The organism is Halomarina rubra (genome assembly GCF_023699475.1).
Lineage (GTDB): Archaea > Halobacteriota > Halobacteria > Halobacteriales > Haloarculaceae > Halomarina > Halomarina rubra.
The window spans coordinates 66,692-84,477 of record NZ_JALXFV010000001.1; the positions used below are offsets into that span (position 1 = coordinate 66,692).

Below are 17,786 nucleotides of genomic sequence, written 5' to 3' on the forward strand. Positions count from 1 at the left end.
CCCGCGTGCGGTGCGTGTGCCCCCGTCCCGTCGGTCGACCTCAGTTCGGCGTCGGCAGACCGACCTCGTCACCGTCCGCGTACACCGTCGGCTCCTTCACGATGCCGTCGAGGTGGAGCGGCGCGTCGGTGTCGCCGCCGATGCCAGCGTCGTCGCCGATGGCGATGTGGACCGTGCCGGCGGCCTTCTCGTCGAGCAGAACCGAGCCGACGAGCTCCGTCACGGCGACGTTCGTCCCGATGCCGAGCTCCGCGAGGTTGTACGCGTCGCGACCGACCTGCTCCGCGCCGGCCTCGACCTGCGCGCGGACCTCGTCGTCGGAGATGTCGGTGACGAAGCCGTCTTCGACCTCGAAACGGAGCTCCTGGCCGTCGAGGAGACCGTAGGGCATCATCGTCCCGTCGACGACGTACGTCCCCTCGACGGTCTCGGGGCTGACGAACGTCTCTCCTGCCGGTAAGTTCGAGAACCCGCCCGCCTCGCGGACGACGCCGGTGTCCTGGAGCCACTCGCGTTCGCCGGGGTAGAAGCTGATGTCCGTGCCGTTGGGCGCGGTGACGCGCACCTCCTCGGCGTCGGCGACCTGCTCGCAGGTCTCGCGCGTGTGGCGCTCGATGGCCTCGTAGTCTGTGTCTAACCCGGTCGTGAACACCTCCTCGGTGATGCCGGGGAGGGTCGCGCCGCGGGCACCGGCCGCACAGGCCTCCGAGCGCGCGCGAGTGTGGCTCAGGCTCTTCGTGGTCGGTGCGAGGAAGACGTCGGCGTCGGCCATCGCGGCGGCGACGGGCGCGGGCGGCTCCTCGCCGTGTTGCTCGCCGGGCGGGTAGCGGACGATACTCACGTCGTCGCTGACGGCGCGGGCGGCGTCGTACAGCGCCTCGCCGATCGGCTGGCGTTCGTCGTCGGTGACGACGAGACACGATTCGTCGGTGTCGAGTGCCATGCACTGTTCGACGGCGGTCCGCGCGGGTGACGAGAGGTCGCTCATGGCTCGGGGTCCGGAACCCCGAGAGTTAGGCCTTCCCACATCGCGCGTGGCGAACGCTCGCGGGGGTCTCCGAACGGTCGCCGACCGGAGACGAACGGACCGCCTTCCGCACAGTATTGACTCGGATTCGAGTGAACTCGGCGGCCCTGCGGACGGTAACCACGGAATAATTATGGCCCGTGACGGGGGAGGTTCGGACATGATACGCGTGGGCATCAACGGCTACGGCACCATCGGGAAACGCGTCGCGGACGCCGTCGCCGCCCAAGACGACATGGAACTGGTCGGCGTCGCCAAGACGCGCCCGAACTTCGAAGCCGAGACCGCCGTCTCGAAGGGCTACCCGCTGTACGCCGCCATCGAAGAGCGTCTGCCGCTGTTCGAGGACGCGGGCATCGACGTCGCCGGCGGCGTCGAGGACCTCGTCGAAGCGAGCGACGTGGTCGTCGACGCCTGTCCCTCCGGCATCGGCGCGGAGAACAAGTCGATGTACGACGAGTACGACACGCCCGCGCTCTACCAGGGTGGGGAGGACGCCGACCTCGTCGACGTCTCGTTCAACGCGCGGAGCAACTTCGCGGAGGCCGAGGGCGCGGACCACGTCCGCGTCGTCTCGTGTAACACGACCGGTCTCTCGCGCCTGCTCGCGCCGCTCCAGGAGGAGTACGGTGTGAAGAAGGCCCGCGTCACACTCGTCCGACGCGGCGGCGACCCCGGCCAGACCGGTCGCGGTCCCATCAACGACATCCTGCCGAACCCGGTGACGCTCCCCTCCCACCACGGGCCGGACGTCAACACCATCTTCCCGGACCTCAACATCGACACGCTCGGGATGAAGGTGCCGGCGACGCTGATGCACACCCACTCCGTCAACGTCCAGTTGGAGGCGGTGCCGACCGCCGAGGAGGTCCGCGAACTGCTCGGTGCGGAGTCGCGCCTGTTCCTCGTCCCCGAGAAGTACGCCATCGACGGCGCGGGCAAACTCAAGGAGTTCGCGATGGACCACGGCCGCCCGCGTGCGGACATCTGGGAGAACTGCATCTGGGACCAGTCCATCTCGATGGAGGACGACGACCTCTACCTGTTCCAGGCCATCCACCAGGAGTCCGACGTCGTCCCCGAGAACGTCGACGCTATCCGCGCCGTCCTCGGTGCGGCCGACCGCGAGGAGTCGATGACCCGCACCGACGACGCGATGGGCGTCGGGTTCTGAGGCGGCACGCGAGGAGTCACCTCTCCCGCAGACCGTTCACATCCGGTGACAGGACCGTCGCAGGGAACGAGCGCACACAGAAAGTTCATGTGTCGGAGAGTCTTGGTAGTATCCATGGGACCTCGTGACAGGGACGACCGCGACCCCTTCGACGACATTTTCCGCGAACTAAGCAGGATGATGGACGACATGATCGGCGCGGACGTGGGGGTGGACGTTCACAGCGCCGCCGACGCCGGGTTCGGCGACGACGTCCACATCACGACCGAGGAGGACGACGACAACGTCTACGTCGTCGCGGACCTCCCCGGCGTCGAGAAGGACGGTATCGACATCAAGTGCGACGGACGGACGCTCACCATCGCGGCCGCGACCGACCGTCGACAGTACGAAGAGCGCCTCCGCCTCCCCACGCGGGTCGACGAGCACGGCGCGAAGGCGACGTTCAACAACGGCATCCTCGAAGTGACGTTCCCGCGGGCGGACTCCTCGGCGGACATCAACCTCGACTGACGGGCCGACCAGCGGTTCGCTCCTCGCCGCGGCCACCGACTGCGTCGCACGACCGCACGTCGAACGGCCCTTGACCACCTCGCCCGTAGCCACGGCCATGTCGCTGGCGTACCAACTGCTCGACCTCCTCGTCGCCGGCCTGCTCGCGGGTCTCGGGACGTTCCTGCTCGTCCCCGTCGCGGGCCAGACCGGCCTGACCATCGGCGTCGTCTTCGCGTGTCTGTACTACTTCTCGCGAAACCCTTACGGCGTGTCCCGCGAGCGCGCCGCGGAGTACGACACGTACATCGACGACCTCTACGACCGCGTGTTGCCCTGAGCGGCGCGTGGCGGCCACCGTCGGCCGGTCACCGTCGGTCACTGTCGGCCACTGCCCGGTCGACGCGGGTGGCGGTAATTCGTGGCACCGACTGAACGCTTTTGTCCGGGCGCACGCTCCCCACGTAGTATGACTGCACGCCGGAGGGTAGACCGATGAGCGACGAACCGGGCGGCACCGACGCCGCCGACGAGGTGCGTGCGTACACGGTCCGCCTCGAACTGGTGGACGAGCCCGGCGAACTGCTGAACGCGCTCGGCCCCATCGCCGACACCGGCGGGAACCTGCTGTCGGTGTTCCACGAACGCGGGAACCTGACGCCGCGAGGTCACATCCCCGTGGAGGTCGACCTCGAAGCGACGCCCGAACGCTTCGAGCGCATCGTCTCGGCGCTGCGTGACAACGGCGTCAACGTCGTCCGCGCGGGCGCGGACCGCTACGGCGAACAGTTGACGGTCGTGCTGGTGGGCCACCTCGTCGACACCGACCTCTCCGATACGCTGTCGCAACTCGAACGCTCGACGAGCGCGACCATCGCGGACTTCTCGTTGCGTCTCGCACGCGGCGAGGACGACCAGGTCACGAGTGCCCGCGTCCGCCTCGACGCCGAGGCGGGGACGGGCCGCGAGGTCATGCGCGCGCTCCGGGAGGTCGCCGCCGAGAAGGACCTCACCGTCGTCGAACCGCTCGTGGGGGTGTCGCCGTGAGGCTCGCCGTCGTGGGTGCGGGCGCCGTCGGACGCGCCGTCGTCGACCTCGCGGCGTCGTACGACCACGAGGTCGTCGCCGTCGCGGACTCCTCGTCGGCCGTCGTCGCGCCGGCGGGCGAGACGCTCGACCCCGACACGGTCCTCCGTCGGAAGGCGGACACGGGGGCGGTCGGCGACGACGTGCCCGAGGCGGCGCTGGACGCGGAGTACGACGTGCTGGTCGAGGCGACGCCGACGACGCTCGACGACGCCGAACCGGGCTACGGGCACGCCGTCGCCGCCCTGGAGCGCGACCGCCACGTCGTGCTCGCGAACAAGGGGCCGGTCGCCGAGCGCTACGACGCCCTGCGCGCCGCCGAAGACGACAGCGCGGGGCGCGTGCTGTTCGAGGCGACCGTCGGCGGGGCGATTCCCGCGGTGACGACCATCGACGACCTGGGGCCGGCGCACGTCACCGCCGTCCGCGGCGTGCTCAACGGGACGGCCAACTTCGTCCTCACGCGCATGGCCGCGGAGGGTCTGGGCTACGAACACGTCCTCGCGGAGGCCCAGGACCTCGGCGTCGCGGAGGCCGACCCCTCCTTCGACGTGGAGGGGACCGACGCCGCGCTGAAGTGCGTCATCCTCGCGAACGTGCTGTACGGCGGCGGGTACACGCTCGCCGACGCGGAGGTCGAGGGTATCTCCGGCCTGCCCGGCGAGGCACTGTCGCTCGCCGCCGAGGACGGGATGACCGTCCGTCTCGTCGGGAGTGTCGAAGACGGCGACATCCGCGTCGGCCCGCGCCTCGTCCCCGAACACGGTACGCTGGCGGTCTCGGGCACCCGGAACATCGTCCAGATAGAGACCGACCACGCCGGTCGGCTGAACATCTCGGGACGGGGTGCCGGCGGCCCGGAGACGGCGACCGCAGTGCTCGCGGACGTGGGGCGACTGTCGCGACCGACCGGGTCGCGCTGACCCGGTGCGTCGGGGGTGACTCGACGCCCGTCCGAGGCGCGTCCGAACGACTCCTCGAACCGACACGTCGACGGGACACTCTCCGATTCCAAGTAAAAACCCGCACCCCTCGCGGCGTGGTAGTAAGTGCCAAACCGACAGACGGCGGCGGGGTGGCCTGCAACGGGTATCGAAATGGTTTTATCCGATTCAGGCAAAAGATTTCGCCACAGCGCATCTGCGCGTGGACTAATACATGGCAGACAAACCGCACCAGAACCTGGCCGTCATCGGCCACGTCGACCACGGGAAGAGTACGATGGTCGGGCGACTCCTGTTCGAGACAGGGTCCGTCCCCGAGCACGTCATCGAGCAGCACCGCGAAGAAGCAGAAGAGAAGGGCAAGGGTGGCTTCGAGTTCGCCTACGTCATGGACAACCTCGCCGAGGAGCGTGAGCGTGGGGTCACCATCGACATCGCCCACCAGGAGTTCGACACCGACTCCTACTACTTCACCATCGTGGACTGCCCGGGCCACCGTGACTTCGTGAAGAACATGATCACGGGTGCCTCGCAGGCAGACAACGCGGTCCTCGTCGTCGCCGCCGACGACGGTGTCGCGCCCCAGACCCGAGAGCACGTCTTCCTCGCCCGCACGCTGGGCATCGACGAGCTCATCATCGCGGTCAACAAGATGGACCTCGTCGACTACAAGGAGGACTCCTACAACGACGTCAAAGAGCAGGTCCAGAAGCTGCTCAAGCAGGTCCGCTTCCGCGCGGACGACGCGACGTTCGTGCCGACCTCGGCGTTCGAGGGCGACAACGTCTCCGAAGCCTCGGACAACACGCCGTGGTACTCGGGTCCGACGCTCCTCGAAGCGCTCAACGACCTGCCGGAGCCCCAGACGCCGACGGACGCACCGCTGCGTCTCCCCATCCAGGACGTCTACACCATCTCCGGTATCGGGACGGTCCCGGTCGGCCGTGTCGAGACCGGTATCCTCGAGATCGGCGCGAACGTCTCGTTCCAGCCGTCCGACGTCGGTGGCGAGGTCAAGACCGTCGAGATGCACCACGAAGAGGTGCCCAAGGCAGAACCCGGTGACAACGTCGGGTTCAACGTCCGCGGCATCGGCAAGGACGACATCCGCCGCGGTGACGTCTGTGGTCCCGCCGACGACCCGCCGACGGTCGCCGAGACGTTCCAGGCCCAGATCGTCGTGATGCAGCACCCCAGCGTCATCACCGCCGGCTACACGCCGGTGTTCCACGCGCACACCTCGCAGGTCGCGTGTACCATCGAGTCCATCGACGCCAAGCTCGACCCGGCCTCGGGTGAGGTCGCCGAGGAGAACCCCGACTTCATCCAGTCCGGTGACGCCGCGAAGGTCACCATCCGCCCACAGAAGCCACTCAGCATCGAGCCGGCCAGCGAAATCCCCGAACTCGGGAGCTTCGCCATCCGCGACATGGGTCAGACCATCGCCGCCGGGCAGGTCCTGAGCGTCGACGAGCGATAAGATGCAGCAGGCACGCGTCCGACTCGCCGGTACCAGCCCCGACGACCTCGACGACATCTGTGACGACGTCCGCGACATCGCGGACAAGACGGGTGTCGCACTCTCGGGTCCGGTGCCGCTCCCGACGAAGCGGCTCGAAGTCCCATCGCGCAAGTCCCCCGACGGTGAGGGGACGGCGACGTGGGAACACTGGGAGATGCGCGTCCACAAGCGCCTCATCGACATCGATGCAGACGAGCGGGCGCTGCGCCAACTCATGCGCGTTCAGGTGCCCAACGACGTCAGCATCGAGATCGTCCTCGAGGACTGACGCACTCTTCCCGATTTCTCTCTCTTTCGACGGCCCCGAGCGACGGCTACGCGACCCGACCTATCGCCAGCCTTTTCCGTCGATTCTCACGTGTGTTCGACGTGAACCGTTCTGCCCTCCTCACCGCGCTGCTCGTCGTCGCCGGTGTCGTGCTCGTCGCCGTGCCACTGGCCGCCCCCGCCGAGGAACCCCCCGACCGCTACGAGTACTACGTCGAACGGACCGACGGCGAAATCGCCGCCTGGGAGACGCGCTACTCGGCGAACTTCACCGAGCGCGAGCGGGCGGTGTTCGACGCCGCCCTGCGAAACGAGAGCGGCCGTTACACGGTCAGCGAAGCCGAACTCGGGTCGGTGCCACCGTTCGTGAACGGGACGGTCGCCGTCTCCGACGTCCGCCACGACGGCCAGTGGTACCTCGTCGAAGCGAAGCGGTTCGACCGGGGGACACCGCTGAGTGCCCACCTCCCCCGGCTCGGCGCGCTGCTCGGCGGCCTCGGACTGGCGCTCGCCGGCGGCTACCGGGCCGTCATGGGCTGACAGGGACCGAACGAAACAGAAGCTACAAGTACGCGACGGCGATATCGAAAGACGCGGGCTCGTAGATCAGTGGCAGATCGCTTCCTTCGCAAGGAAGAGGCCCCGGGTTCAAATCCCGGCGAGTCCATCTCCTTCCGTCGCTACGCTCCGTCAGTCGATGGACCCGCCGTACTCCCCCTCGGTCGCGGTGCTCCCGCGAGGGAGTCCCGGCGAGTTTGTTTGATGTTCCAAGAAGGAACTGAATTAGCGAAGCTTGCCCGTACTACTGTCACTGCGTGTTCAATTCCACTCTGAGATTAAATTCGCTATTCGTCATGGCGCTTTTTCAGCGTCCAATCGTAGCTCCACATCTCTCCATACCTTGTTTCATACTCTCTTGGTCGGTAACCAGGAATGCGCCATATCTTCGATTCTCGACCATATCCATGAACATGCCTTTTCCTTGCTGATGTTGAGTGAATTCGGTGAATTTCGACCAAAGTTCAGTATCGCGGTTGTATTCTACTTCCTTATATACAGAGTTGGAAACAGACCATCGATAGGTTGTAATGATGTCTGGATTGTCAGGAATTCCGTTCAGCAAATCGCATTTCTCAAATTTGTCCGTGACTATAAACTCGACAGTAATCGACTCGCCTGGGTCCAGGAAATTAGCTTGTATTACCTTACTGCATTGATGGGGCTCGATTGGGCTATCTTTGAGACCAGAACCAGACATTCGTGCTGTAATTGTGTCCTCGATGTCATAATCTCCTTGTACTGCAGGACCTTCGGTATTCACATGCTCTACGCAACCTGGCAACGGGACAGTTACTTTGAGGTCTCGGACCAATTGGTCACCATTATTATCTATCTTAACCCTATATAGTTGATATTCGGACTTCCAAGTCAGGTTTTCAAAGTAAATCACCTCACTTCCTGGTTCGAATGACTCCTTGCCTTGACTGAATTCTGTTTCTATAGAGGGAGCCTTGTACCCCGGAGCACCGACGCCAACATAAATGTCTGTAACAAATGCGACAAGAAATGGCTGGAAGACTGCAGCGATTATCAGGCCAACAACTCCACCAACAATTGCATCGTGCCTGCTGAGAGAGAGTATTCGCTTTTTTATTCGCTCAAACATCGCTTTGAGAGGCGTTTGTATATTCAGGACATTATTATTTTTGTGTATTAAGTTGGATGACGCACCGCTCGGCCAGGGCTACGTGAAGGGGTCGAAATTCGGGGCCGATGAGTCAAGCTGTGGCGAGCTCGCATTCCTGGTGAACGTGGACGCTAACGAACTGCTCTGGTGTTCAACTTTCCCAGCCCCACCGACCCGTCGAAGGCGCTGTGGAACCCTCGATAATCGGTCGGCAGAGACCGACGGTCAAGTCGGCTGATGAGGTTCACGCGGTCGACCGCGTCGTTCTCACTCCGCGGCCGACACCGAGAGGTACTCTTCGAGCAGGTCGTCACGGTCGCGCAGTTCGTCGACGGTGCCGTCCCAGACCGGCGAGCCCTTCTCGATGATGTAGGCGCGTTCGGCCAGTTCGAGCGAGAAGTTGACGTTCTGTTCGGTCAGGATGACGGTGACGTCCTCCTCGACGACGTCTGACAGCACCTCCATCAGGTCCTTGACGATGACGGGGGCCAACCCCTCGGTCGGTTCGTCGAGCAACAGGAGGTCGGGGTTCTGGACGAGCGCTCTGGCGACCGAGAGCATCTGCTGTTCGCCCCCGGAGAGGTTCTGGCCCTTGCTCTGCCGGAGGTCGTCGAGGACGGGGAAGATGTCGAACATCTCCTCGATGTCTCGGGGGTTCGAACAGGCGTTGTGGGCGACCTGCAGGTTCTCGGTGACGGTGAGCGTCGGGAAGATGCGCCGGCCCTCCGGGACGAGTTTGATGCCCGCGTTGGAGATGCGGTCGACGGAGTCCCGGGAGATGTCCCGGCCGCGGTAGACGATGCTACCGGTGCGCCGCGGGACGGTGCCGGTGATGCTCCGGAGCGTCGTGGTCTTGCCCGCGCCGTTGCGCCCGAGGAGGACGACGATGTCGTTCTCCTCGACGGCCATCTCCATGTCGAACAGCACGTGGCTGTTGCCGTAGTAGGCGTCGACGTCCGAGAGTTCGAGGACGCTCACTGCTCCTCACCCTCCCCGAGGTACGCCTCCTTGACGCGTTCGTCGGCCATCACGTCCTCGGGGGTCCCCTGTGCGATGAGCGACCCGTTGTCGAGGACGAGGATACGGTCGGAGATACCGACGACCACCTCCATGTCGTGTTCGGTGAGGACGAACGTCGTGTCGGTCTCGCGGTCGAGTCGGCGGACGAGGTCGACCATCTTGCGGGTCTCGGAGGCGTTCATCCCGGCGGTCGGTTCGTCAAGCAGGACCACCGAGGGGTCGGTCGCGAGCGCGATGGCGATCTCGACCTTCCGCACGTCGCCGTGCGAGAGGTTGGCGCACTTGGACTCGGCGACGTCTTCGAGGCGGGTGAGTTCGATGACGTCCCAGGCCTCGTCGGTGAGCGCCTGGTCCTTCGTCGCTCGGGAGAACAGGTCGAGCGTCCGCTTGTCGCGGCTGATGCGGGCGATTCTGACGTTGTCGATGACGCTGAGGCCCTCGAACACGTTGTTGATCTGGTAGCCACGCGAGAGGCCGAGTCGACTGATCTCGTGTGGTTCGCGACCGGTGATGGTGACGAGACCGTCCTCGTCGCCCTCGCCGTCCTCGCCGTCACGTGCTCGGAGACGAATCTCACCTTCGGTCGGTGTGTACTGCCCGCTGAGTAGGTTGTAGAACGTCGTCTTCCCGGCACCGTTGGGGCCGATGATGCTCGTGATCTCCGAGGAGTCGATGGCGACGTCGACGTCGTCGACGGCGACCAGTCGGCCGAACGCCTTGGTCAGCGACTCCGTCTGGAGGACGGTCGTCATCGCTCACCTCCGCGGGGTCGCCCGACGCGCGGTGTCGAACAACTCACGCCTCCACCTCCCCGAACAGGCCCTCGGGGCGGAACACGAGGACGATGATCATCGCGACGTAGGGGAACAGCGTCCCGCCGCCCTGGATGATCTGACTGCCGAGTGCGAGCAGCAGACCGATGATCATCGCGCCGACGAACGCGCCGACGAACGAGCCGAGACCGCCGATGACGGCGACGACGAACGCGTAGATGATGACCTGGTTGCCCAGCGACGTGGTCACCGACTGGAGCGGTGCGGCGAGTGCTCCGCCGATGCCCGCGAGCACGGCACCGGCGATGAAGACGCCGGTGTAGAGCCGTGGGACGTTGATGCCGAGCAGCGACGCCATGTCTCGGTCCGAGGAGGTCGCCCGCGTCACCCGCCCGATGTTGGTGCGGTCGAGCACCGTGAACAGGACGAGCATGATGAGGACGGCCATCCCGATGACGAACAGTCGGTAGCCACCGACTCTGACGCCCTCGGTGACCTGGATGGTGAACCGGAACACCTCCGGCGGGCGGATGGCGTACTGGCCGGTCCCGAACACGACCCGCGTGAGGTCGGTCAGCATCAACACGAACGCGAACGTCAACAGCAGTTGGTCGAGCGGTTCGCGGTCGTACACGCGTCGGATGAACCCCGACTCGACGATGCCCCCGAGCAGGCCGACGGTGACGCCCGCGACGACGATGCCGAGCCAGAACGGGTGGAGCGGCCACACGTCGACCAGCGGCACGAGTATCAGCGACAACCCCGGGACGCCTCCACCTCCGACGGTCGTCACGACGGCCATGTACGCCCCGATCATGAACAGTACGCCGTGGGTGAAGTTCAACACATCGAGCACCCCGAAGATGAGGCTCAACCCGACAGCGACGAGAAACAACCAACTGCCGATACTGATTCCCGTGATGACCTGCCGCACGAGCAGGTTCGGACTCAGTTGCATCACGAGTACGTCCAACGGTACCATGATACACCGTTCAGGAGTTACCGATTAAAGCTTTTGTTCGAATCGTTGTCGACTCGCTGTGCAAGCAACCGCGTTTTACGCCACTAGATGGTTGTGTAAAAAAACCTAAAATGCCGAAATTAGGTGGTAGAGCTGTCTCCAGCGCAAAACTTGCAACGATGTCACACAAAGCTATTTATTCTAACAGTGTTCAAGTCACGTCAGGTCATGTCTAGCAATCAGGGCAGGGAGTCCGACTCCGGTCGGACGAGTTCGAGACGGGTCGGTCGGCGACGGTTCCTCGCGGGAGTCGGCGCGAGTGCAGCAGCGACGTCACTCTCGGGATGTATCGGCGGTCTGGGCGGTGGCGGCGGGGGCGGCGGTGTCAAGATCGGGGGCGTGTTCTTGCTCTCGGGGTTGGCCGAAGCGCTCGGGAGCGCCTCCCAGGCCGGGGCGGAACTCGGGGTCAGCGCCGTCAACGAGGCCGGCGGCATCAACGACGAGGACGTCGAGATCGTCTTCCGGGACCACAACAACGGTGACGCGGTCTCACAGATTCGTAGTCTCGTCCAGGAAGAGCAGGTCGACGCGCTCATCGGGTTGACCTCCTCGGGGGTGACGCTCAGTTCCGCACAGGCGATTCGCGAACTCGGGGTGCCGATGACGCTCACCGACATCGGGACGCCGTGGATCACCGAACACGACACGGAGACGTACGGCGACTTCTTCAACAGCGACGACGGGACGGCGGCCGGTATCCCGAACCTGTTCCGGACGAACGCCAACACGACGACGAACACCTACGCCATCGCGAAGTACGCCGTCGACAACGTCGGGAGCGGTCGTATCGCGAACATCGGCCCGAACTACGCCTACGGCGAACAGACGTGGGACTACTTCAAGGCGTTCGCCGACGCGCTGGGCGGCGACTTCGAGTACGTCAGGTCGGTGTTCCCCGAACTCGGGGCCAGCGACATGACGCCCCAGATCAACCGCGTGTTGAGCGCCGATCCGGACCTCGTGTTCACCTCCTTCTGGGCCGGTGACGCCGTCACCTTCGTCCAGCAGGCGGTGAGTCAGGGACTGTTCGAGCAGGTCGACGACGTGTTCGACACGCTCGGAGCCGACCCCACGGTGTTCTCGGCGCTCGGGGACACGATGCCCGAGGGCTACCACTACTCCTCGTGGTACTGGCACTCGGCGTACGACAACCAGGCGAACACGGACTACGTCCAGGCGTTCAAGGACGCCAACAACGGCTCCATCCCGTCGTTCACGGGGCCGTCGACGTACTCGGCCATCTGGCTCTACAAGAACGCCATCGAGAACGCCGGTAGCACGGAACCCGACGCCATCATCTCCGAGATGGAGGGGATGGAGTACGAGGGGCCGCGCGGGACGTGGCGCATCGACCCCGACAGCCACCAGGCCACCGCGCCGACCATCATCGGCGAGACCAGCACGAACGACGACGTCCCCTACGAGGGGGTCGGTCTCGACCCGGTCGAGTCGGTGTCGCTGGAGAAGTCGCGTGCGCAGGAACTGCTCGCCGACAGCGGGCTTCCGCCGGGACTCTGAACCATGAGCGGTGAGAGACCATGAGCTACGACGTTCGCGAGCGGGTGACCAGCCGCGGATCCTCGAGTGTGGTGTTCGCCGCCATCGCGGTGGCGCTCGTCGCCGCGCCGTTCGTCCTCCCGGTGTTCCAGATCGGCCTGCTCGCGCAGGTGCTCATCTTCGCCATCTTCGCGACGGCGTTCAACCTGCTGTACGGCTACACGGGGCTGTTGTCGTTCGGACACGCGATGTTCGTCGCGGCGTCGGGGTACACCGTCGCCATCTTCATCCGGACGGGGTCCTCGACGCTCGGGTTCGCCGAGACGTTCGGCGGCGCGTCGGTCCTGGTGACGTTCGTCGTCGCCGTCGTCCTCGGCGTCCTCGTCGCGACGCTGTTGGGCGTGTTCATCGGCTACCTCAGCGTCCAACTCCAAGAGATCTACTTCGCGATGATCACGCTGTCGTTCAGCATGGCCATCTACTCGCTGCTGTTGCTCGACCCCGGCGGACTCACCAACGGGAGCGACGGCCTGTCGATCTTCCTCAGCGACGTGAACCTGTTCGGCGTCGAGTTCGCGCTGTACAACATCCGGGACCCGACGGTGTACTACTTCATCGTCCTCGCCGTCTTCGCGGGGGCGATGTTCGCGCTCTGGCGCATCGTCAACTCCCCGTTCGGGATGGTGTGTAAGGCCATCCGCGAGAACCCCCAGCGCACCGAGGCCATCGGCATCGACGGCCGGTTCCACTCGTGGATCACGTTCATCCTCAGCGGTGCGTTCTCGGGGCTGGCGGGTGCGTTGCTCATCCCGCTGCGGACGGGTATCACGCCCGACCTCGCGTACTGGTCGTTCTCGGCCGAACCGGTCATCATGACGGTCATCGGTGGCCCCTACGCGTTCGCAGGGCCGGCGGTCGGGGCGTTCGTCTACCTCTACCTCCGGTGGATCATCGACTCGTTCCCGACGTTCGCAGAACACTGGGAGTTCTTCTTCGGGTTCGTCCTGCTACTGGTGGTGCTGTTCTTCCAGAACGGCGTCGCCGGCGGCCTGGTCCGCGCCCGGGACTGGACCGTCGCTGGCTACGGCCACTACCAGCGCGACGGCTGGTCGGGGGCCGCAGGCCACCTGCGCGCGACGCTCGTCTGGTTCTACGACCTCACCCTCTCGTTCGTCCTGGGCGGTCTCGCGGCTGTCGCCCAGTGGGTCACCGACCGACTGCGCTGGTTCTCCCGGACGTTCGACCGGCAGTCCGGATGAGCCGTGTCCGCGGGCCGCCGGGGTGACGCCCCGTGACCCGCCCGCGCGCCACGTCGTGGCTGTGTGCCGCCGTCTGCCTCCTCCTCGTCTGCTCGACGCTCGCCGGCTGTGGAACGAGCGACCGCGAGGGCCGACCCACGTCCGAGCGAACGGTGACGCCCGCGCCGGTGCCCGACGCGCCCGCCCGTCTCGATGGGGAACTCCTCCCTGGCGTGACTCGCGAGGGCGTCGCCGACCCTCTGCGGCTGGTCGACGCCCACGTCTCGACGCTCGCGGGGACGACCTACACCGTCCGCCGGACCGAGCGTCGAACCACCCCGTCGGGCACCGTCCGCTCGCGGTTCGACCACACTATCCGAGTCGGTGAGGCCGGCCGCTCGCACTACGTCCTCGACATCCAGCGGCGGACCGACGGTGACCTCGACCGCCGGCGCATCGAGCGGTGGGTCGGCGAGGGGCGTGCCGTCGTCGCCGAGACGGCGGGCAACCGGACGGTCTACCGGCCACTCGACAGTTCGCCGGCGACCCTGACCGACATCGCGACCAACAGACAGGGGTTCGTCCGACTGTTCAGCTACCTCGACCTCCGGGTGACGGAGCGCGTCGAGCGGGCGGGGGTGACGCACTACAGACTCGCCGTTTCCGGCGGGACACAGACCCTCTCGCCGCTACGAGACGTCGCGTTCGTCGCGTGGGTGAGCGAGCGCGGCGTCGTCCGGGAGTACCGCCTGTCGTACCTCGCGCCGACGGACGAGGGCGTCGTCCGGGTGACGGTGAACGGGTCGATTTCGCACCTCGGAGTGACGACGGCTCCGACCCCGCCCGAGGGTGTCCTCTCGACGCCCACGCCGACGGGGACGGGCGACCCCACCGAGAGGTCTCCGACCGTCGCTCAGTCCCGGAGCGCCTCGACGGGCCGTTCGCTGGCGGCCGTCCACGCCGGGTAGAGCCCGCTCACCAGACTCACCGCGACCCCGAACACGACCCCACCGACGAGGAACGCGCCGTTGCGGGCGACGAACACCACGTCGTACGATATCTGCTCGACGAACGCCGCCAGTCCGACCGCGACGAGGCCGCTGAGCAGTGCGCCGACGAGTCCGCCCACCACCCCGAGCAACGCGGCCTCGACGAGCAACGTCCGGAGCACGTCGCCCTTCTGGACGCCCACCGCCCGGAGGACGCCGATCTCCTGGCGGCGCTCGGTCGTGCTCATCAGCATCACGTTGAAGATGCTGACGCCGGCGACGACCAACGAGATAGAGGCCAGCCCGAGCAGGAAGGCGTTGAGCAGCGCGAAGAACTCGGCGATGGTCGAGAGGATGGAGGAGAGTTCGAACACCTGGACTCGGTCGGTGCGGGCGTTGAGCGTCGCCCGGACCGCCTCGGCCGTGGCGGTCGCCGCGCTCCCGGAGTCGGCCTGGACGACGACCTGAGTGGGCTGGCTCTGGACGAACTCGCCGGGCGGGAGGACGACCGCCCCGTCGGGCTGGACCGGCGTGATGCTCTCCGACTCGGCGAGGACGGCGACGACCCGGTAGCGGTTGCCCTCTATCTCGACGACGCTCCCGACCGACAGCGACAGCGTCTCGGCGACCTCGCTGCCGACGATGGCCCCCTGCCGGTGGACTCGCGGGAGGTCCCCGGCTTGCGCTTCGAACAGCGCGGCCGGGTCCTCGGTGCCGTACAACTGCGCGAACGTCCCGTCGCCACCCGCTTCGACGACGCCGCCGCTGGCGACCAGCGGGACGACCGTCCCGCGGCCGTTCGCGGCCCGGCGAATCTCGCGGACGTCCCGCGAGGTGAGCGTGTCGCTGCCGGCGTCGGGGTTCGGCGAGACGATGACCTGGTTGCCGATGTCGCCGAGTTCGTTCGTCGCCGACAGCTGGAGGACGGTGCCGAAGATGCCCAGCGTCGCGATGGCGAGCACGCCGATGACGATGCCAAGCGCCGCCAGCGCCGACCGCAACCGGTTGCGTGAGAGGTTGCGACGAGCCACGAGGACGGCGGGGAAGCGCGTCATCGCCGGCCTCCCGTCACGGACGGTCTCCGTGGTCGTCGGTCCCGTCGTCGGTGGTCCCGTCGTGGCTGTCCTCGTGGTCACCGGCGTCGGTCTCGTCTTCCCCGCCGTCGGCGCTCGTCGCGAGGCCGCTCGGTTCGCTCGCCTCGCGCTCGCGCACCACGCCGTCGACGAGTTCGACCGTCCGGTCGGCGAACCGCGTCACGAGGTCGTCGTGGGTGACGGCGACCACGCTGACGCCGTCGTCACAGATGCGTCGGAACTCCTCCAGAATCGTGGTCCCCGTCTCGCGGTCGAGGTTGCCCGTCGGTTCGTCCGCGAGGACGAGCGCCGGGCGGTTGACGAGCGCGCGGGCGATGGCGACGCGCTGTTTCTGCCCGCCCGAGAGCTGTGTCGGGTCGTGGTCGAGGCGGTCGCCCAGCCCCACTCGCGACAGCAGGTCCCGAGCGCGGGCGGTCGCGTCCTCGTCGCTGCCGGCGACCCCGCCGTCGAACAGCGTCGGGAGTTCGACGTTCTCGGTCGCGGTCAGCGTCGGGATGAGGTGGAAGTCCTGGAAGACGAAGCCGATGGCTCGTTTCCGGGCGTCGGTCTGGTCGGCGTCGGTGAGGTCGGTGACGTCCCGGCCCTGGAGGTACTGCTCGCCGTGCGTGGGGACGTCGAGCAGGCCCAGCACGTTGAGCATCGTCGACTTCCCCGACCCCGAGGGGCCGACGACGGCGACGAACTCGCCGGGACGGACCGCGAAGTCGACGTCGTCGAGCGCGACGACGGTCTCGCTGGCCGAGCGGTACTCCTTGGTGACGCCCCGGAGTTCGACGACGGCCGTCGCTCCGTCTCCCTCGTCGCTCGCCGCGTCCGTGGTCGCGCGGTACGCGCTCGGTTCCGGTCCGTCCTCCCGTCTGCGGTCGCTCATCGCAGACGGACCGCGATGGCGACGCCCGCGGCGGCGAACAGGACGAGCGCCAACCCGCCGGCGACGCTCAGCGGGAAGTCCGACCCGCCCGACTCGCGCTCCTCGACGCCGTCGAGCGGGAGGTCGACTCGCTCGGTCCGCTCGACGCCGTTCACCGAGTAGGTGACGTCGACCGGGACGCTGGTGGCGTTCTCGAGGTCCACGTCGGCGGTGAGTTCGAAGGGGGCGAACTCGCTGCCCTCGACGCTCCCGACGAAGTAGTCCCGCTGTGGGTACGCGGGGGTGACGAACTCGCTCTCGCCGACGGCGAGGACGACGCCGTCGACGGTCGCCGACCCCGCGTTCCCGGCGTTGCCCTCGATACGGAGCGTCCCGTCGCTCGCCGTGAGGTTGACGCCCGTGACGCGAATCGACCCGGTCTCCGGACGGTAGTCGTACGCCGCCGACGCGGTGCCGTCCTCGCCGGCGACGGTGTAGCTGGTCTCGAACTGGACCTGGCCGCCGGGGTACCGCGAGAGGTCGACGGTCACCGACTCGCTCGCGCCCGGTCCGAGCGTGCCGAGGCCGTACCGTGGCAGGGAACTGCCGTTCGATTCGGGGGTGACGACGACGTCGCGAATCGGCGCGTTCCCGAAGTTCGTCACCGTGACGGCGACCTGAGAGGGGTCGTTCCCGCTCTCCTCGCCGCCGCTCTGTTGGGTCGCCGCGCCGGCGGCCGGACTGCCGCCGACGAGGCTCCCGAGCTGCTCCTGGAGGCTGTCGCCCTGCCCGCCCTGCCCCGCAGTGGCGCGTTCGACCCGGACGCCGACGTCCTCGCGGAGGTCCGCGACGGCGAGCGACCCGTCGGCGCTCGTCTCGGCGACGGTGCCCACGGCGGTCGTGTAGCTCACGGTCGCCTCGACTGGCACGTCGCCGGTCGCCTCGGGGACGACGCTCACGTTGAGCGTCCGGGACGCCCCGCCGGCGAGCGAGGCCAGGGTGGCGCGACCGGTCGCGTCGCCGGCCTGGACGTCGACGACGACGTTTCGCATCGCCGCGGTCGTCGGGTTCGCCACCTCGACGGCGACCTGCGTCGGGGTGTCGG

19 protein-coding genes and 1 tRNA gene are annotated in these 17,786 nt (G+C 66.8%); 12 read left to right on the forward strand and 8 right to left on the reverse strand.

The window, feature by feature from the left end:
• Positions 1 to 40: 40 nt before the first annotated feature.
• Complete coding sequence (locus M1L36_RS00370; protein WP_250871716.1) at positions 41 to 988, reverse strand: aminopeptidase; 948 nt, start codon at positions 986 to 988, stop codon at positions 41 to 43.
• A gap of 199 nt (positions 989 to 1,187) precedes the next feature.
• On the opposite strand from M1L36_RS00370, the gene M1L36_RS00375 reads away from it, so the two are divergent.
• The 9 genes from M1L36_RS00375 (at position 1,188) to M1L36_RS00415 (ending at position 7,179) form a co-directional block, all read left to right on the forward strand.
• On the forward strand, positions 1,188 to 2,201 hold the full coding sequence (locus M1L36_RS00375) for a type II glyceraldehyde-3-phosphate dehydrogenase (protein WP_250871717.1): 1,014 nt from the start codon (positions 1,188 to 1,190) through the stop codon (positions 2,199 to 2,201).
• Between the two features lie 114 nt (positions 2,202 to 2,315).
• A complete protein-coding gene (locus tag M1L36_RS00380; protein WP_250871718.1) occupies positions 2,316 to 2,714 on the forward strand; it encodes an Hsp20/alpha crystallin family protein in 399 nt (132 codons plus the stop codon).
• A gap of 97 nt (positions 2,715 to 2,811) precedes the next feature.
• Positions 2,812 to 3,033 carry a hypothetical protein gene (locus tag M1L36_RS00385; RefSeq protein WP_250871719.1) on the forward strand — a complete coding sequence of 74 codons (222 nt, stop codon included), beginning with the start codon at positions 2,812 to 2,814 and terminating at the stop codon, positions 3,031 to 3,033.
• Between the two features lie 155 nt (positions 3,034 to 3,188).
• Positions 3,189 to 3,740: an amino acid-binding protein gene (locus tag M1L36_RS00390; RefSeq protein ID WP_250871720.1), complete on the forward strand. Its 552-nt coding sequence runs from the start codon at positions 3,189 to 3,191 to the stop codon at positions 3,738 to 3,740.
• The gene (locus tag M1L36_RS00395) at positions 3,737 to 4,702 is read left to right on the forward strand and encodes a homoserine dehydrogenase (RefSeq protein ID WP_250871721.1); all 966 of its coding nucleotides are present in this window, start codon (positions 3,737 to 3,739) and stop codon (positions 4,700 to 4,702) included. The genes M1L36_RS00390 and M1L36_RS00395 overlap by 4 nt, the downstream gene beginning before the upstream one ends.
• A 235-nt stretch (positions 4,703 to 4,937) precedes the next feature.
• Positions 4,938 to 6,203 (forward strand): translation elongation factor EF-1 subunit alpha, encoded by a 1,266-nt coding sequence (tuf, locus tag M1L36_RS00400; protein ID WP_250871722.1) that lies wholly within the window; start codon positions 4,938 to 4,940, stop codon positions 6,201 to 6,203.
• A 1-nt stretch (position 6,204) separates the two neighbouring features.
• Positions 6,205 to 6,513 (forward strand): 30S ribosomal protein S10, encoded by a 309-nt coding sequence (gene rpsJ / locus M1L36_RS00405; RefSeq protein ID WP_250871723.1) that lies wholly within the window; start codon positions 6,205 to 6,207, stop codon positions 6,511 to 6,513.
• Positions 6,514 to 6,614: 101 nt separating this feature from the next.
• On the forward strand, positions 6,615 to 7,052 hold the full coding sequence (locus tag M1L36_RS00410; protein WP_250871724.1) for a hypothetical protein: 438 nt from the start codon (positions 6,615 to 6,617) through the stop codon (positions 7,050 to 7,052).
• A 55-nt stretch (positions 7,053 to 7,107) separates the two neighbouring features.
• Positions 7,108 to 7,179 (forward strand) — tRNA-Ala (locus M1L36_RS00415).
• A 198-nt stretch (positions 7,180 to 7,377) separates the two neighbouring features.
• Here the strand turns inward: M1L36_RS00415 and M1L36_RS00420 are convergent.
• The 4 genes from M1L36_RS00420 to M1L36_RS00435 all read right to left on the reverse strand — a co-directional run bounded on the left by M1L36_RS00420 (position 7,378) and on the right by M1L36_RS00435 (position 10,974).
• Positions 7,378 to 8,178: a hypothetical protein gene (locus M1L36_RS00420; RefSeq protein WP_250871725.1), complete on the reverse strand. Its 801-nt coding sequence runs from the start codon at positions 8,176 to 8,178 to the stop codon at positions 7,378 to 7,380.
• Between the two features lie 288 nt (positions 8,179 to 8,466).
• A complete protein-coding gene (locus M1L36_RS00425) occupies positions 8,467 to 9,177 on the reverse strand; it encodes an ABC transporter ATP-binding protein (RefSeq protein WP_250871726.1) in 711 nt (236 codons plus the stop codon).
• Positions 9,174 to 9,971, reverse strand: coding sequence for an ABC transporter ATP-binding protein (locus M1L36_RS00430; RefSeq protein WP_250871727.1), 798 nt, complete (start codon positions 9,969 to 9,971; stop codon positions 9,174 to 9,176). Before M1L36_RS00430 ends, M1L36_RS00425 begins: the two co-directional genes overlap by 4 nt.
• Before the next feature lie 43 nt (positions 9,972 to 10,014).
• Positions 10,015 to 10,974, reverse strand: a complete 960-nt coding sequence (locus tag M1L36_RS00435) for a branched-chain amino acid ABC transporter permease (protein WP_250871728.1) — start codon at positions 10,972 to 10,974, stop codon at positions 10,015 to 10,017.
• Positions 10,975 to 11,181: 207 nt separating this feature from the next.
• Here M1L36_RS00435 and M1L36_RS00440 point away from each other — a divergent pair, with 207 nt between their 5' ends.
• The 3 genes from M1L36_RS00440 to M1L36_RS00450 are packed head-to-tail and all read left to right on the forward strand — an operon-like array spanning position 11,182 to position 14,716.
• The gene (locus M1L36_RS00440; protein WP_250871729.1) at positions 11,182 to 12,531 is read left to right on the forward strand and encodes an ABC transporter substrate-binding protein; all 1,350 of its coding nucleotides are present in this window, start codon (positions 11,182 to 11,184) and stop codon (positions 12,529 to 12,531) included.
• A gap of 20 nt (positions 12,532 to 12,551) precedes the next feature.
• Positions 12,552 to 13,769: a branched-chain amino acid ABC transporter permease gene (locus M1L36_RS00445; protein WP_250871730.1), complete on the forward strand. Its 1,218-nt coding sequence runs from the start codon at positions 12,552 to 12,554 to the stop codon at positions 13,767 to 13,769.
• Between the two features lie 32 nt (positions 13,770 to 13,801).
• Positions 13,802 to 14,716 (forward strand): hypothetical protein, encoded by a 915-nt coding sequence (locus M1L36_RS00450; protein ID WP_250871731.1) that lies wholly within the window; start codon positions 13,802 to 13,804, stop codon positions 14,714 to 14,716.
• Here the strand turns inward: M1L36_RS00450 and M1L36_RS00455 are convergent.
• The 3 genes from M1L36_RS00455 to M1L36_RS00465 form a co-directional block, all read right to left on the reverse strand.
• Positions 14,662 to 15,792: an ABC transporter permease gene (locus M1L36_RS00455; RefSeq protein ID WP_250871732.1), complete on the reverse strand. Its 1,131-nt coding sequence runs from the start codon at positions 15,790 to 15,792 to the stop codon at positions 14,662 to 14,664. The genes M1L36_RS00450 and M1L36_RS00455 overlap by 55 nt on opposite strands.
• 13 nt (positions 15,793 to 15,805) lie before the next feature.
• Positions 15,806 to 16,702 (reverse strand): ABC transporter ATP-binding protein, encoded by an 897-nt coding sequence (locus tag M1L36_RS00460; protein WP_369694182.1) that lies wholly within the window; start codon positions 16,700 to 16,702, stop codon positions 15,806 to 15,808.
• On the reverse strand, positions 16,699 to 17,786 hold a 1,088-nt coding region (locus M1L36_RS00465; RefSeq protein ID WP_250871733.1), incomplete at its 5' end, for a COG1361 family protein. The genes M1L36_RS00460 and M1L36_RS00465, both read right to left, overlap by 4 nt.

Coding starts and splice junctions, on each gene's coding strand:
- M1L36_RS00420 (WP_250871725.1), bottom strand. CDS start 8,178: ATGTTTGAGCGAATAAAAAAGCGAATACTCTCTCTCAGCAGGCACGAT.
- M1L36_RS00375 (WP_250871717.1), top strand. CDS start 1,188: ATGATACGCGTGGGCATCAACGGCTACGGCACCATCGGGAAACGCGTC.
- M1L36_RS00455 (WP_250871732.1), bottom strand. CDS start 15,792: ATGACGCGCTTCCCCGCCGTCCTCGTGGCTCGTCGCAACCTCTCACGC.
- M1L36_RS00430 (WP_250871727.1), bottom strand. CDS start 9,971: ATGACGACCGTCCTCCAGACGGAGTCGCTGACCAAGGCGTTCGGCCGA.
- tuf (WP_250871722.1), top strand. CDS start 4,938: ATGGCAGACAAACCGCACCAGAACCTGGCCGTCATCGGCCACGTCGAC.
- M1L36_RS00370 (WP_250871716.1), bottom strand. CDS start 988: ATGAGCGACCTCTCGTCACCCGCGCGGACCGCCGTCGAACAGTGCATG.
- M1L36_RS00445 (WP_250871730.1), top strand. CDS start 12,552: ATGAGCTACGACGTTCGCGAGCGGGTGACCAGCCGCGGATCCTCGAGT.
- M1L36_RS00380 (WP_250871718.1), top strand. CDS start 2,316: ATGGGACCTCGTGACAGGGACGACCGCGACCCCTTCGACGACATTTTC.
- M1L36_RS00435 (WP_250871728.1), bottom strand. CDS start 10,974: ATGGTACCGTTGGACGTACTCGTGATGCAACTGAGTCCGAACCTGCTC.
- M1L36_RS00440 (WP_250871729.1), top strand. CDS start 11,182: ATGTCTAGCAATCAGGGCAGGGAGTCCGACTCCGGTCGGACGAGTTCG.
- M1L36_RS00385 (WP_250871719.1), top strand. CDS start 2,812: ATGTCGCTGGCGTACCAACTGCTCGACCTCCTCGTCGCCGGCCTGCTC.
- M1L36_RS00460 (WP_369694182.1), bottom strand. CDS start 16,702: ATGAGCGACCGCAGACGGGAGGACGGACCGGAACCGAGCGCGTACCGC.
- M1L36_RS00390 (WP_250871720.1), top strand. CDS start 3,189: ATGAGCGACGAACCGGGCGGCACCGACGCCGCCGACGAGGTGCGTGCG.
- rpsJ (WP_250871723.1), top strand. CDS start 6,205: ATGCAGCAGGCACGCGTCCGACTCGCCGGTACCAGCCCCGACGACCTC.